At 64.0% G+C, this 14,619-nt stretch carries 14 protein-coding genes; 7 read left to right on the top strand and 7 right to left on the bottom strand.

Features of this window, described 5'->3' with window-relative positions; all coding sequences use genetic code 11:
• Positions 1-199: 199 nt before the first annotated feature.
• From DBZ32_RS22810 to DBZ32_RS07600, 3 genes are all read right to left on the bottom strand, one after another.
• Complete coding sequence (locus DBZ32_RS22810; protein ID WP_407923490.1) at positions 200-520, bottom strand: choice-of-anchor I domain-containing protein; 321 nt, start codon at positions 518-520, stop codon at positions 200-202.
• A 115-nt stretch (positions 521-635) separates the two neighbouring features.
• Positions 636-1,712, bottom strand: coding sequence for an NAD(P)-dependent alcohol dehydrogenase (locus DBZ32_RS07595; protein ID WP_119166542.1), 1,077 nt, complete (start codon positions 1,710-1,712; stop codon positions 636-638).
• 176 nt (positions 1,713-1,888) lie between these two features.
• On the bottom strand, positions 1,889-4,675 hold the full coding sequence (locus tag DBZ32_RS07600; protein ID WP_119166543.1) for a cation-transporting P-type ATPase: 2,787 nt from the start codon (positions 4,673-4,675) through the stop codon (positions 1,889-1,891).
• A gap of 293 nt (positions 4,676-4,968) precedes the next feature.
• On the opposite strand from DBZ32_RS07600, the gene DBZ32_RS07605 reads away from it, so the two are divergent.
• Positions 4,969-6,126 (top strand): serine hydrolase domain-containing protein, encoded by a 1,158-nt coding sequence (locus DBZ32_RS07605; protein WP_162906626.1) that lies wholly within the window; start codon positions 4,969-4,971, stop codon positions 6,124-6,126.
• On the opposite strand, the gene DBZ32_RS07610 is transcribed toward DBZ32_RS07605, so the two are convergent.
• The 3 genes from DBZ32_RS07610 to panB all read right to left on the bottom strand — a co-directional run bounded on the left by DBZ32_RS07610 (position 6,111) and on the right by panB (position 9,580).
• Positions 6,111-7,214, bottom strand: a complete 1,104-nt coding sequence (locus tag DBZ32_RS07610; RefSeq protein WP_119166545.1) for a glycerol dehydrogenase — start codon at positions 7,212-7,214, stop codon at positions 6,111-6,113. The two genes, DBZ32_RS07605 and DBZ32_RS07610, sit on opposite strands and share 16 nt — an antisense overlap.
• A gap of 537 nt (positions 7,215-7,751) precedes the next feature.
• On the bottom strand, positions 7,752-8,558 hold the full coding sequence (locus DBZ32_RS07615; protein WP_119166546.1) for a sterol desaturase family protein: 807 nt from the start codon (positions 8,556-8,558) through the stop codon (positions 7,752-7,754).
• A 146-nt stretch (positions 8,559-8,704) separates the two neighbouring features.
• Complete coding sequence (gene panB, locus DBZ32_RS07620) at positions 8,705-9,580, bottom strand: 3-methyl-2-oxobutanoate hydroxymethyltransferase (protein WP_119166547.1); 876 nt, start codon at positions 9,578-9,580, stop codon at positions 8,705-8,707.
• A gap of 213 nt (positions 9,581-9,793) precedes the next feature.
• On the opposite strand from panB, the gene DBZ32_RS07625 reads away from it, so the two are divergent.
• From DBZ32_RS07625 to DBZ32_RS07635, 3 genes are read left to right on the top strand one after another with little or no spacing between them, the layout of a single operon-like run.
• Positions 9,794-10,174 (top strand): hypothetical protein, encoded by a 381-nt coding sequence (locus DBZ32_RS07625; RefSeq protein ID WP_119166548.1) that lies wholly within the window; start codon positions 9,794-9,796, stop codon positions 10,172-10,174.
• Between the two features lie 38 nt (positions 10,175-10,212).
• Positions 10,213-10,401: a hypothetical protein gene (locus DBZ32_RS07630; RefSeq protein WP_119166549.1), complete on the top strand. Its 189-nt coding sequence runs from the start codon at positions 10,213-10,215 to the stop codon at positions 10,399-10,401.
• Positions 10,402-10,406: 5 nt separating this feature from the next.
• Complete coding sequence (locus DBZ32_RS07635) at positions 10,407-11,411, top strand: GlxA family transcriptional regulator (RefSeq protein WP_162906627.1); 1,005 nt, start codon at positions 10,407-10,409, stop codon at positions 11,409-11,411.
• Positions 11,412-11,423: 12 nt separating this feature from the next.
• On the opposite strand, the gene DBZ32_RS07640 is transcribed toward DBZ32_RS07635, so the two are convergent.
• Entirely contained in the window at positions 11,424-12,122 is a 699-nt protein-coding gene (locus DBZ32_RS07640; RefSeq protein ID WP_119166551.1) for a GntR family transcriptional regulator, read from the bottom strand.
• Between the two features lie 359 nt (positions 12,123-12,481).
• On the opposite strand from DBZ32_RS07640, the gene DBZ32_RS07645 reads away from it, so the two are divergent.
• The 3 genes from DBZ32_RS07645 to DBZ32_RS07655 all read left to right on the top strand — a co-directional run bounded on the left by DBZ32_RS07645 (position 12,482) and on the right by DBZ32_RS07655 (position 14,619).
• Entirely contained in the window at positions 12,482-12,784 is a 303-nt protein-coding gene (locus DBZ32_RS07645; protein ID WP_119166552.1) for a DUF6166 domain-containing protein, read from the top strand.
• Between the two features lie 74 nt (positions 12,785-12,858).
• Complete coding sequence (dctP, locus tag DBZ32_RS07650) at positions 12,859-13,938, top strand: TRAP transporter substrate-binding protein DctP (protein ID WP_208539143.1); 1,080 nt, start codon at positions 12,859-12,861, stop codon at positions 13,936-13,938.
• Positions 13,939-14,073: 135 nt separating this feature from the next.
• The gene (locus DBZ32_RS07655; protein WP_119166553.1) at positions 14,074-14,619 is read left to right on the top strand and encodes a TRAP transporter small permease subunit; all 546 of its coding nucleotides are present in this window, start codon (positions 14,074-14,076) and stop codon (positions 14,617-14,619) included.

Here is a 14,619-nt window from a genome sequence, read left to right on the forward strand (position 1 = left end):
TCGCGGATTATGCAATCAAAGTCGTCCAGGTCGGCGATCTAAGCAACCTGGATGTTGGCACCCGGCTGCCCGCCGTCGGCCTTGTCCTCCGGCGCAATGGTCACGAACACTAGGGGTCGACCCCGGCGTTCGCCAGCGCACCGAGCAGGAGCTGCAAGGTCACGCCAGCATCGACGGCGCCGTTGGGTGAGATTGCGATCTACTCGGGCTCCAGGTCGTGCGACGGCTGTTCGCCGGGTAAAATACGCAGGCCGAGATGGCGCAGAGCGTCCGCGCCGAAGACGTCCAGGATCTCCAAGCCGACCGTGTCGATGACCCCGGCGTCGGCACCGACCGAGAGATCGATGATGCTGATCGAACCGCGCGGATCGACGCCATCGTCGGCTTCGCCCTCGTTGGCGCCCAGCAGCTTCGTGCCGTCCGGCGTGAAGGCCAGCAGGTCGGGCAGAGCGCCGACTTCGTAGGTCGTAACTTCGATCAGCGTCGTCTCGCCAGCGCCGTCGGTGCCGATCCGTAGCAGGGTGACCGTTCCCGGATCGGCGACGAGATCGGCCTACATCGCGACGGCGTCGAGATCGTTGGACACGGAGACGGAGTTTACGCCTGCACCGAAACGCCCAGGCCGAGCGCCAACCTCAAGGTGTTATGGCAACCTTAAGGACGCCATCGCGCTGATTAGAGAAGAGATCGTAGGCGGCTTCGATATCGTCGAGCTTGTAGCGATGCGTTACCAGCGGTTCGAGATCGACGCGCCCGCCGGCGATCACGTTCATCAGCCGACGCATGCGCTCCTTACCGCCCGGACAAAGCGAGGTGACGATCTTATGGTCGCCCAATCCGGCCAGAAAACCATCGAGCGGAAGCGTGAGATCGCCGGAATAGACGCCCAGGCTGGAGAGCGTGCCGCCCGGCTTGAGCACACGCAGACAAGCCTCAAAGGTCTCCTGCAGACCCAGGGCTTCGATTGCCACATCCACGCCGCGACCGTCGGTGAGCCGCGTGATCTCGGCAACCGGGTCGACCTTGGTGAAGTCGATCGTATGGTCGGCCCCCATCTTACGGGCGATCTCCAGCCGTTCGGGGACCGAGTCGACGCCGATGATCGTGGTCGCGCCCTTCAGCTTCGCACCGGCCGTCGCGCAGAGGCCGATCGGGCCCTGCGCGAAGACCGCGACGGTGTCCCCGATCCGGATGTTGCCGCTCTCAGCCCCGGCGAAGCCGGTCGACATGATGTCGGGGCACATCAGCACCTGTTCGTCGGTCAGGCCGTCCGGCACCGGCGAGAGGTTCGCCATGGCATCCGGCACCAAAACATAATCCGCCTGAGTACCGTCGATGGTGTTGCCGAAGCGCCAGCCGCCGAGCGGCTTCAGGCCATGCTTTCCCCCCTGCCCGTCCTGGGAGTGCAAGCCGTCGAGACAGGCGTAGGAATGACCGCTGGGGCAGATCGCGCCGGCAATCACGCGCTGACCTTCCGTGTAGCCGGTCACGTTGGCACCCAGCTTGTCGATCACGCCGACCGGTTCGTGACCGACGGTCAGGCCCTTGGCGACCGGATACTCGCCCTTGAGGATATGCACGTCGGTACCGCAGATCGTCGTCGTGGTGATGCGCATCAAGGCGTCGTTAGGTCCGACATCCGGAATCGGCTTGTCCTCGAGGGCGATCCGCCCAGGTTCGATGAACACCGTCGCCTTCATTTTCTGCGCCATCTGCAACCATCTCCCTTTCCGCTGTTGATGCGGCTTGAACAGCCCCGGTCGTTGGGCAAGCCACCGAATTTATTGACCGTACTCAAACATAATGCACGACGACGCAAACCGCCATGAGCGAGATTGATCGGAAGTCTTCGCAGCGGAACGCCGATCCCAACGGCGCCCCTACACCTTCACGATTGCGACGATGCGTTCCTCGGCGAGAGGGTGCTGCCGTCCGGGCCGCCAGGCAGGTTCTGGGTTCGCCCGCCGAACAGGGCCGCGCGGACGCGCTTCTCCAGCTCCAGAACAAGCAGGACGGCGACGCCCACGACGAAGACCTGCAAACCCTGCAGCAGGCTCAAGGGGCGGGTTGCGAAGAAGGCTTCCATGAAAGGCGCATAGGTGAAGAGAAACTGCAGCGCCGTCACGGCCGCGATGGCGATCAGCACGGACCGGGTGCCGAAAAAGCCGCGCAGACTGAGGGAAGAAGCGTCGAGGTAGCGCACGGAGAAGAGATAGAAGATCTCCATCACCACCAGGGTATTGACGGCGATGGTACGCGCCTCTTCGACGCTGGCGCCTTGCGCCTGGGCGAGCGTGAACTTGCCGAAGATCCCGGCCGAGAACAACAGAGACACGAAGCCGACGCGCCACAGCACAAAGCGCGACAGGATCGGCTCGCTAGCCGGCCGCGGCGCCCTACGCATCACACCCGGCTCCGACGGCTCGAAGGCCAGCGTCATGGCAAGCAGCACCGAGCTGACCATGTTCACCCAGAGAATCTGAACTGGTGTGATCGGCAAGGTAAGTCCGAGCAGAATGGCCGCGACGAGACTGAGCGACTCGCCGCCGTTGACCGGCAGCAGGAAAACGATCGCTTTCTTCAGGTTGTCGTAGACCGTTCGCCCCGCCTTCACTGCGGCGGCGATGGTCGCGAAGTTGTCGTCCGCGAGCACGATCTCGGCGGCCTCCTTCGCCGCCTCGGTGCCCTTCCCGCCCATGGCGATGCCGACATCCGCGCGCTTGAGGGCGGGCGCATCGTTGACACCGTCACCGGTCATGGCCACCACGGCGCCGCCTTCCTGCAAGGCCTCGACGAGACGCAGCTTGTGCTCCGGGCTGGTGCGCGCGAAGACGTCGACTTCCCGAGCGCGCCGGCGCAGCTCTTCGGGCTCGAGACCGTCGATCTCCGCACCTTCCAACACCTCGGACGAATTCTGCAGGCCGAGCTGCCGTGCCACCGCGGCAGCGGTACCGGCATGATCGCCGGTAATCATCTTGACGCGGATACCCGCAGCTCGACATTCGGCCACGGCGGCGATCGCCTCCTCCCGCGGCGGATCGATCAAGCCGACCAGGCCCAGCAGTGTGAGGTCGCCCTCCACGTCGGCGAACAGCAGCTCTCCATGCTCCGTATGCGTGGCCTTGCTGGCGATGGCGAGCACGCGCTGGCCTCGGGCCGCGATGGCCTCGGCCTGCTCGTGCCAATAACCGCGGTTGAGCGCTTCCGCCGTGCCGTCTTCGTGACGTTGATGGCGGCTCATCTGCAACAGGCGCTCGGGCGCGCCCTTGACGAAGATGGCGGCATTACCCTCGTGATCGTGATGCAGGCTCGCCATGAAACGATGCTGGGAATCGAAGGGGATAGAGTCCGTCTGGGGGCGGGCGCGTCGCTCGAAGTCCAGATCAAGCCCCGCCTTGCTGGCGAGGGTCAGGAGCGCACCCTCCATGGGATCTCCGACCACGGTCCAGGTATCGCCCTCGCCATGGAGTTCGGCCTCGCTGCACAGGAGCGCGCCTTTGGCAAGATCCGTCAGCAGCGGGAAATCGGCGACCGCGATGTCGCGACCGGAGTCGGAAAACCCGCCGTGCGGCGCATAGCCACTGCCGGACACCGTGAAGAGGCGCTGGGCGGTCGCGACCGAAGCAACCGTCATCTCGTTTTTGGTCAACGTCCCGGTTTTGTCGGAGCAGATAACCGAGACCGAGCCCAAGGCTTCGATGGCCGGCAGGCGACGCACGATGGCATTGCGCCGCGCCATGCCCTGCACGCCGATGGCCAAGGTCACCGTGAGGATCGCAGGCAATCCTTCCGGAATCGCGGCAACCGACAGCCCGACCACGGCCATGAAGAGCTCGCTGAATCCATAGTCCGCGACGGTCAGTCCGAAGACCAATATGAGCGCGCTGAAAAGAAGGACAAAGCCGGTCAGCCACTTGGCGAAGATGGCCATTTGCCGGATCAGCGGAGTCGTCGTGGTACGGACCTCGGCGATCAGACTGCTGATGCGCCCGATCTCCGTAGCGGCGCCGGTGGCGACGGCAAGACCGCGGCCCTGACCGGCCGCCACCAGCGTCCCGCTGAAGGCCAGCGAGCGACGGTCGCCGAGCGGAACGTCCCGTGCCACGGCGTCGGTCGCCTTCTCCACCGCCAAGGATTCTCCGGTCAGAACGGCCTCTTGAACCCTCAGCCCGCGGACCTCCAACAAGCGCAGATCCGCTGGCACCCGGTCTCCAGCCTCCAGGATCACCAGATCGCCGGGCACGATCTCCTCACCCGGAATGGTCCTGCGGCGCCCCGCGCGCAGCACCGTCGCCTTCGGCGCCAGCATGTCGCGGATCGCCTTGAGGGCCTGCTCCGCCTTGCCCTCCTGGACGAAGCCGATCACAGCGTTCACGACGACCACTGCCAGGATGACGAAGGTATCGACCAGATGCCCCAGCAAAGCGGTGATAGCCCCGGCCGCGAGCAACACATAGATCAGGAGGTTGTGGAACTGACGCAGGAAGCGGATCAACGGACCCCGGCGCCTCGGCTCCGGCAAGCGGTTCGGCCCGTAGCGCCCGCGTCGCCGCTCCGCCTCGGCGTCGGTTAACCCATCCGCCACCGCCTCAAGACTCTCCATCGCCTCGACGGCGGGCCGGTCGTGCCAGGTTGCATCGGAACCGGATCGACTGGGTGGATTACGTTTCGACATGGTTTCTCCGCTTCGGCGTTACCGCAAGAGCCTGCGGCGGCACTCTAGTTCGTTCTCGCAAATGTTGAACAGGGGTCCGGCCGGCGGCGATTCAAGTCAAACCGCATTGCGAACCCTTCGATCTCCCTGAAAGGCGGCATCTTCTTGTCGTTCGAAGGAGGCTTCGACTAGACAAGATATCGATGCCGGTAACGCCAAGACTATCGACACCGGCCCCGCACGCCCACGAGAATGCCACCAAGCGGTGCCGTCGAGCCGGCCTGCTGGATAAGGAATGGATTGGGGAGGATGGAATGGCGGCTTTGGAAACGCTTCTGAGCGAGGCAGTGGCAAAGGACACCTTGCCCTTCGCCGTGGCAATGGTCGGCGACAGTGAAGGCATCGAATGGTCCTGTTGTGCCGGCGATGCCGCCAAGGGCCAACCGGCGCGGGAAGACAGCGTCTTTCGCATCTTCTCCATGACCAAGGCGATCGGTTCGCTGGCGGCAATGATTCTGATCGACCGCGATAAGCTCGACTTCGACACTCCGGTCGCTGAGATTCTGCCGGAGTTCGACCGTCTCAAGGTCATCGATCGCTTCGACGGGGATACCGCGATTCTGCGCGATCCCGTTCGCCCAGCCACCGTACGGCATCTGGCAACCCATACCAGCGGCCTGGAGTACGAGATCTGGAACGCGGACATGCCGAGATACATGGAAGCGACGGGGCTCCCCTCCATTCTGTCGGGCAGCCGAGAGGGTTTGTTCTACCCCTTGATGAGCGATCCCGGTACACGCTGGGCCTACGGGAACGGGATCGACTGGTTGGGGCAGGTCGTCGAAGCGGTCGACGGGCGCTCCATCGACCGCTTCTGCCGGGAAGAAGTCTTCGAGCCGCTGGCCATGACGAGTACCGGCTTCGAGCCGGGCCAAACCAAACAAGATCGCTTGGTGGATAGCACCATCCGTGGCGGGGACGGTTCCTTCGAGCCCTTCGAGATAGCGCCGCCGCCAAACCCTGAGTTCTATGGAATGGGTCACGCGCTCTACGCGACGGCGCCGGACTACCTGCGCTTTCTGCGCATGCTCTTGAACGGCGGAACGCTGGACGGGCAGACGATCCTGTCCCGGCACGGGGTCGAAAGGATGCTGGCCAATCATATCGGCGACCTGTCTCTCGAGAAGATGGTCACCGTCGCGCCTGCCGTCTCGGCCGACGTCGACATCTTCCCCGGCACCCGAAAGACACACAGCTTCGGCTTCATGCGCGTGGAAGAAGACTTGCCCGGCCAGCGGTCGGCCGGATCGCAAGGCTGGGCCGGCGTGCTCAACACCCATTACTGGTTCGATCCGCACCAGGACCTCGCGGCCGTGCTGATGACGCAGTTCCTGCCCTTCGCGGACCCCCGCTTCATGCAGCTCTACAGCGATTTCGAAACCGCCGTCTACGCTACCTACAGAAGCTCGTAGAAGGCCTTGCGGCGGCGGCCCTCGGCGTCGGCGGCCTTCAGCGCCCAGAAAACCGTTTCGGGCTTCACCTCGTGCGGCTCGTGGTGGATCGTTTCGCCGGGTGCGCAGGCCGCCTCGGCTACTTGCATCAGACGTTCGTCGGAAATCCCCTCGAGTCCGATCTCGGCAAGGGTAACCGGCAAGCCGACGTCCAGGCAGAAGTCGTAGATCTCCTCAACCCGCTCGGCTGACTGATCAGTCAGGAAGAGTGCTGCCACCACACCGATCGCCACCTTCTCGCCATGCCAGTAGGCGTGGGTTTCCTCCAAAATGGTCAGACCGTTGTGGATCGCGTGGCAGGCCGCCAGCCCGCCGGACTCAAAGCCCAAACCGGACAGCAGGGTGTTGGCCTCGACCACATGCTCGAACGCCGGCGTGACCACACCCTCTTCCCCGGCCGTCTTCGCCAGCCGCCCATACTCCATCAGTGTATCGTAGCAGAGCCGGGCGAGGGCATAGGCGGTCATGGTTCCGGGGCGGCCTGTCATGTTGCCGGCGCGCCGGACGCGGCAGCTTTCCGCCTCGAACCACGTGGCCAGAGCGTCGCCGATACCGGCAACCAGGAAACGCACGGGCGCCTTGGCGATCACCGCCGTATCGACCAGAACAACGTCGGGATTGCGAGGAAGCACCAGATAGCGTTCAAACTGCCCGTCGGGCGTGTAGATGACGGAAAGCGCCGAACAGGGCGCATCGGTCGAGGCGAGCGTCGGCACGATCACCACCGGGCAACCGAGCTCATGCGCCACGGCCTTGGCCGTATCCATGGTCTTGCCGCCACCGACCCCGACGATCGCGCCGGCCTCGCCCGACTTGGCGAGCGCGACCAGCCGGTCGATCTCGTTCTGACTGCACTCTCCACCGAAGCGCTCGAGACGATGGGGCAGCGCCCCAAGCCCCGCGACCACGCTGTCGTGGAGCTGCCCATCCACGAAACCATCGATCAGGACCAGCGCCGCCGTTGCAAAACGCTCGACCTCCTCGCCCAGCGAGGCCAGCGCGTGCGCGCCCTGAACGTAGCGTCCCGGGAAAATGGCTGTGGTCAACATGCGGATGCGTCCCCTCTGCTTCCTAGCGTATATGATGAAGTGCCCGCTCCCAAAGCGAGCTGGCGGTTCGATTTACGACCGAGTCAGGCGTTCCCGCGAAGACCTGGACCGGCCAAGCGAGACACTGCGTCGCCGGTGCAAGTGAACAGATCTGCAAGCCGTCGACTTTGATCGTAGTCAAACGGCATTCGGCGGATCGAAGCAATCGGGCTGGTCAGGTCAGCCTTGAATCCACAGGCTGCGGCACCATCGCCGTCATCTGACACCCCGAACGTTACGACATCCGATCACGTCGTGGGCCAAATGAGGAGACTCGATTTTCGGAGGATATGAGCTTGAAGGTCGCTGCCGTTCAGCTCACCCAAGTTCCACCCAAGAAAGATCGGCTGCAAGGCAGTCGGAAAACCGGAAGAAAAAAGGCGTTTCCGCAAAGAAGACCCCGGAGCGGAGGCCCGGGGTCTTTTTCATTTATCTTGCCGTAGGTATCTTGCCGTAGGTGAAAGGCTCACCATAGGCCGCTGAAATCGGGCGTCCTCTTCAGGCGGTGGCCGCATCGGCTGGCCCAGCGGCCTCCGCGCCCCGGCGGCCTGTCGGTGTGCGTGAGGTCTTGCGCATGTCGGTTTTCACGTGGGTCGTGCTGTAGCCGTTGAAGATGTGCCCGAGCAGACCGCGGTTCAGGTCCGAGGTCCCGAACAGCCAATCGGCGACGGGAAAGGTTAGATTCATGTTGCGCTCCATCATCAACGACTGATCGTGGTGCGCCGTGTGGTGGCGCCGGATCGTGTTGACGAAGGGGCAATGCCGAACGAAGGCATTCTCCTCGACGTGGCAGCAGAAGTGCATGAACTCGTAGAGCAGATACATTCCCGTCGTGGTGCACATGACCAACCAGCCGACGTTCGGCGAGATCAGCCAGGCCATCAGCAAGGCGCCGGGGATGGACATCAGAATGAAGGTCACCAGCGCATAGGGTGGGAAGAAGGTGACGCGCCAATCACTGCTGTCGGCGAAGCGCATCTCCGACTCCGTGAAGAACTGGTGATGCATCAGGGTGTGGCGCGTATAGATCGCCCGCATCCCCGGGAGTCGCAGAGGCCGGTGCATGATATGACGATGCAGCGCCCACTCGAAGATGTTGCAGATCATGAAGACCACGGGAATGGTCAGCCATTCCCACCAGAGGACTCCGACGATGTTGGAGACATAGACGAACAGTGCAGCCAGGCCGATCACGTAGATGACCGCGACATGCAGCCAACCATTGTACCAACCGGCAATACGCTCGCGATACTGAGCGCGGTAACTGCGTTGCCGTTCGGTCATCGGGGATCGGGTCAGTTCCATTGCAAGCGGCTCCCTGCTCGCCGGGTCCAAGCAGCAGATTGCGAGTCTGCCGCCATCTGATATATCAATGATAGATTAGCCATGCTGACCTGTCAAACAGCCAACGGCGGCAAAGGTCGGAAAGCGCCGACCCTGTCGGGGTTTCGTCAGTGCTGTTTGCGCCGCTCCACGAGATCTGTGAACTCTTCCAAAACTCCGTCCTTGACGCCGTAACTGTGATCCTCGTCGGGGAAGCGCCCTTGCTTGACCTCGGCGACATACTGCTTGAGCCCGGTCACCGCGACCTCGGTCAGGTTGGCGTAGCGCTTGGTAAACTTCGGCTTGAAGTCGGTGAAGACGCCCAGCAGGTCGTAGCTCAGCAGGATCTGCCCGTCCGTGCCCGCACCCGCACCGATACCGATGGTCGGAATCTCCAACTGCTCGGAGATCACCTTTGCGATCGGCGCCGGCACCGCCTCGAACTCCAGCATGAAGCAACCAGCATCCTGGATCGCAAGAGCGTCTTCCAGGATCTTCAGGGCGGCTTCGGCCGTGCGGCCCTGGATCTTGAAACCGCCGAACATGGCGATGGTATGCGGTGTCAGGCCGATATGCGACGCGGTCGGGATGCCGGCATCGACCAGTGCTTTGAGGATATGCGCCTGGCTTCTGCCACCTTGCGGTTTGACCGCATCGCAATCGGCGGCCTGCATGAAGCGGGTGGCGTTGGTAAGCGCGCGTTCGACGGTGTTGTAGGACTGGTAGGGCATGCAGCCGAGTACGAAGGTGTCAGGTGCGCCCCGACGTACGGCCGAGGCGTGCATCACCATCATGTCCATGGTCGCCGGAATGGTCGACTTGTGGCCATGCGCAACCATGGCTAGGCTATCGCCGACAACGCAGACGTCGACCCCGGCCAACTCGGCCCACCGCGCGGCGGTATAGTCCGGCACCGAGGTATAGACCATTTTCTCCCCGGTTTTTTTCGATTCCCGTATCTCCGCAATGCTCCGCTTCTTCCGCTCCCTGCCCGTCTCCGCCATCACCCGCTCCCTCTCTGTTGCTTTTGTTCTGTCGCTCTTGCCCGGTCCGGATCCCACGAACAGCCCGTCGGTTTCGCTGGATTGCATTGTGTGATGCACTATTGATATATCAACAGCATGCCTGGAAGTCGACCTATGTGACGCTGAGAGCTTGGCCCAGCACGGCAGCAGTTCCGCAGCCACGATCCGGTCCGGTCGGAGGAAATCGAGAGGATGGGGGCGACCGACGTCGCGACTTGGAATTTCTTCGAGCTTGCGATCTTCGCCGGGGCGGTCGCAGCCACAGTAGCAGCCAGCGTGTCGGTCGGCGGCCACCTGCCGCTAGCCGCCGACCGCCGAGCATCCGGGCAGCCCGACCTGATCCTGCTGCTGGCCTTCGCGTCCGCCATGCTCCTCCTGGCCTCGATAGCCACAGTGGGCTTCGCCCTCGACCGCCTGCCGCTGGCCGGTGCGATCATCACCGGAGGCTTCGGTTTGCTGGCCGGGCCACTCCTGTTTCAGGCCTCGCCCGCGAGCCTGCGCGACGGCGCGGGCGGGCTGTTGTTCGGCGGCCTCGTCTGCGCCGGCACAGCCCTACTTCTCCTGTCGTTCTGATGAACGGCATCCAACAAGACCTTCCAGGGAGACCGCCGATGCCCACTCACATAAAGCTCATCCTCTCCGCCATCGTCCTCGCCGTCGCCGCTCTTGTAGGCTGGTGGCAGCAAGGTCTCGGCGAGACCGCGTCCGGCTACGTCGTATGGGCACTGGGCCTCTTCATGATCGTGGCCCTCTGGCTGTTCCCGGAAACGAAGAGACGCGCGCAAAAAGACAACGGCTGACGCGCATGACGGCGACCGAGACCGGCCCTCGTCAGATCGGCTTTCTGTTGATCGAGGGCTTCGACCTATCCAGCTTCGCCGGCCCGGCCGAGGCCTTCGCGCTCGCCGACCGCATGGGTCGCGGCCGCGGGTTCAAGGTGCGCCCCATCGGCCTGACAGCGCGCCCTGTGCGGGCACGCTGCGGCGCCAGCTTGACGATTCGCCGGCTGGTTGGGGAATCTCTGTCCTACGACCAACTCTTCGTCTGCGCAGGTGTACCCTCGACAGAGGCCGCGGCGCCTGACGCGCTCAACTGGCTACGGCGCTGTCAACGCTTCGGCACGGTTGTGGTCGGTCTCGATACAGGTGTCTGGAGTCTCGCACGCGCGGGCCTACTCGGCGAACAGCAGCCCTATGTCGCGCCGAAGCTGGCGGCAGCCTTCGCCGAAACCTTCGGGCGCCAGCCGATCGCGGCTTTCGGCCATAGCAGCGGATCCGAGTCCGGCACGACTGTCGTCACCGCCGCCGGGGCAAAGGCTGCGCTGAATCTCGCACTCGAACTGATCGCCCGGTGCGAGGGCGAGGCCCTTGCCGAAGCGGTCGCTCAAGAGCTGGGACACCGCCGGGCCGAAACCGGGGACTTCACCCTCCCTCTCTCACAGCGTCTGGGGCTGACTCACCCCGCCTTGGCCCGCTGTCTCGACGCCATGGAACAGAATACGGAATCGCCACTGGACAAGCAGGCGCTGACTGAGATCGCAGGTCTCTCGGCACGCCAGCTGGAACGGCTGTTCCTGCGGATGCTGGGTCAGACGCCAGGTACCTTCTACCGCAATCTCCGGCTGGCTCACGCGCGATACCTCCTGGAGCATACCGCCTTGCCGGTCACCGAGATCGCAGTGGCCACCGGCTTCGTCTCGGTCTCTCACTTCGGACGCACGTTCCAGAGCCTCTATGGCTCGACCCCGAGCCAGTTGCGACGAGTCAGTCAGGAACGCAACGGCAAAGCCGCCCTCGCGCATTTGACCTGAAGCGCACGCCCTTCAGGTCCCGAGTTCGGCGTCCAGAGTGGCACGCGTGAAGCTCTCCATATAGTCCATCAGCCGATCCGTTGCCGCCGCTGCCGCGTCCTTGTCGCTTGCTGCGATCGCCCGCGCCTGCTCCGCATGCAGCCGCGCGCAGAGCGGCAAGTCCAGCACCTGCTTATAGTGCTGGTACCAAAACCTCCGCGACAGGCCATGCGTGAGGCCCATCGCCCGCGAAGCGTACTGGTTGCGGCAGCAGGTCGCGATCAAGAGGTTGAGCTGCCTGTCCTGACGCATGAAGGCGACATCGTCGGCGCCGCTAGCGGCTGCATCCATCTGCGCGGCCAGCTCGGCGAAGACCGTACGTTCCTCGGCGGTGCAGCGCCGTGCGCAAAGAATGGCCATGAGGCGCTCCAGTTCACGTCGGACCCGCAGCAGCTCCAATTGGTTTCGGACGTTGATTTCCGCGACCAGGATGCCGCGTCGGGGCAGGATCACAACCAGACCCTCACGGGCCAAACGCTGCAGCGCTTCGCGAATCGGCGTGCGACCGATCCCGAGCTGCTTGCTGAGCGCGGCCTCGGACAAGACCTCACCCGGCGCCATCTGCAGGGTGACGATCCGCTCCTCCAACTGCCGATAGGCCCGGTCGGTCAAGCTACCGGGCGAGTCGCCAGCCGCCTCGGCCAGCCCAATACCAATTTCGCTTTCGGACATGGTCCGGCTGTCCCTCGCGCTCATCCCGTTCGCAGTTCCAACGGCCCGCGGCCGCCGGCGCCCAAGATCCAGACTGACGACACGCCTAAGCAGCCGACCTGCCTCCCAGAGTCAACTCCGATACCGCAGAGCGCTGCCCGGAACCAGGGGTCCTCGTGACCTGCGGGACAGGAGAAAACGGATTTCTTTCCGGCCCGTTCCACGCGGAACGCCTTTTCAAGATTGAGATCGGACGCTAGGATGCAACAAATATATCAATGATACATAAGATGTCAGGCAGCGTTTCGCCGGACGCAACGAGATGCCATCAGGCATCCGGCAGTAGGGAGAGGGAGGTGCGCCATGGCGCGCGAGCAGTCATGAAGACCTACCGCGGCGACCGCACAATCGATGGCATCGAGGTGACAGTGGACGGTCAACCACTGGACCCGCGCATCGATCTGCTTGCCCTCTCCCAGAACGGCTTCGAGTGGAGTTACGAGGGGGCCGAGCCCGCCCAATTGGCGCTGGCCCTGCTCGCGGCGCATACCGGCAACGACGTGCGCGCCAAGGTCGAGCACTTGGCCTTCATGCGCGACGTGGTCGCGAACTTCGGAAACGAGTGGGAGATGACGAGCGCCGACATCGACGAGGCGCTCGCCGCAATGCGGCCGACGGGGTGAAGCCCGCGGCTGCCAACAGCCGGTGCGCGGGTCTGCGCGCAACCGGAACAAACGCGTAAGGGAAGGAAGCGATCATGGAGATGACCAAAGGACTGCGCGGAGTCGGATTGGCCGCCGCGCTGGCCATGGCGGGAGTGGCGCCGCTCGCCGGCATGACCGGCGAAGCCTCGGCGGAAGAGCGGAGTTTCCGCATGGCAACCGGCTGGAGCGGCGGTCCGCTGATGGACATCGGCGCCCAGGCCTTTGCAGACAACCTGGCCACGCTGTCTGAAGGCCGCATGACGGTCGAAGTCTTCCCGGGCGGCACCCTGGGTCCGGCTCTGAAGGTCTCCGAGACGGTGCAGCAGGGCGTCGCCGACATGGGTCACACCTGGGCGGGCTACGACTGGGGCGCCGACCCGACGGCGGTGCTGTTCGGAGGCTATGCCGGCAGCTTCGATACGGAACGCATGCTGCACTGGCTGTACCGTGGCGGCGGCGTCGAACTTTGGGAAGAGTGGCGACGCGAAGAATTCCAGGTAGTCGGCATGCCGCTGTTCATCCGCACGGCCGAAGTCTTTCTGCATTCGCGCCGCCCGGTCAGAACGCTGGAGGACTTGAAGGGCCTGAAACTGCGCACCGCAGGTGCCTGGCTCGGCATCTCGGAACAGATGGGAGCGGCACCGGTCACCACACCCGGAGGCGAGGTCTACACCGCGCTCGAGCGCGGCACCATCGACGCCACCGAGTGGGGAACCCTCTATGAGAATATCTCGCCTGGCTTCCACCGCGTCACCAAGTACGTGATCATCCCAGGCGTGCATCAGCCAACGGCGCCCTTCGAACTGGTGATCAATCAAAACGTCTGGGACGAGCTTTCCGACCAGGACAGGGCGATCATCCGCGAGGCGGCTTTCCTCACGACCATGAATTCCTGGCTGACCATCGGGCAGGAAGACGCCAAGGCACTCGCCTTCCTGCGGAGCGAAGGCAACGAGATCATCGAACTCGCGCCGGAAGTCCAGTACAGAGCGCACGAGTTAGGTCTGGCTTGGGCAAAGGAACAGGCTGCGGACAACCAGCGTTTCGCCCGCGTTCTCGAGAGCCAGACGGCCTTCGCCGAACTCTGGAAAGATGCCCGTCGCTACCGCAACGTCCGCACGAAGGACGAGTAGCCTTAGCGAAGCAACAGGCACGGCCGCGCGGTGGCCGGATGACGGACGACCTCCCGCTCCGGTCCGGCCACCGCTCCGCCACCCGCCGCGTCTTGGCAATCTGCAAGTAGGTTTCGATCGGGGGCTCTAAGGTCCATGCGTTCCTTCGTCGACGCGATCGAGCGTCTGACCACGGGCGTCGGCTACCTGGCGGCAGTGATCGTACTGCCGCTCGCGGTCGCCACCGCCTACGACGTCTTCGCCCGATACGTTCTGCTCGAGCCGACGATCTGGGCTTTCGAGCTAGGCTACTCCCTCACCGGCGCTCACTTTCTGCTGGGCGCGGCGCTGACCCTGAAGCGCGGGGCCCACGTGCGAATCGACTTGATCTATGCACGGCTGCCTCGGCGCGCGCAGGCCGGCATCGACCTGACGTTCTACCTCCTGCTCTACCTGCCTTTCCTGATGCTGTTCTGCGACGCACTCACCGACTACGCCCTGCGCGCCATGGCGAGCGGCGAGCGCACGGGACAATCGGCCTGGAACCCACCGATCTGGCCCTTACGAACCGTCATCGCCGCAGGCCTCGTCCTGCTGTCGCTTCAGGTCATCGCTGAGACGATCAAGAGCGCTGCCCTGCTACTGGGCCGGCCGCTCGACGACGAACCCCGCGACGACCTGCGCGACGTTCGGGAGGGCTGA

The organism is Algihabitans albus (assembly GCF_003572205.1).
Classification (GTDB): domain Bacteria; phylum Pseudomonadota; class Alphaproteobacteria; order Kiloniellales; family DSM-21159; genus Algihabitans; species Algihabitans albus.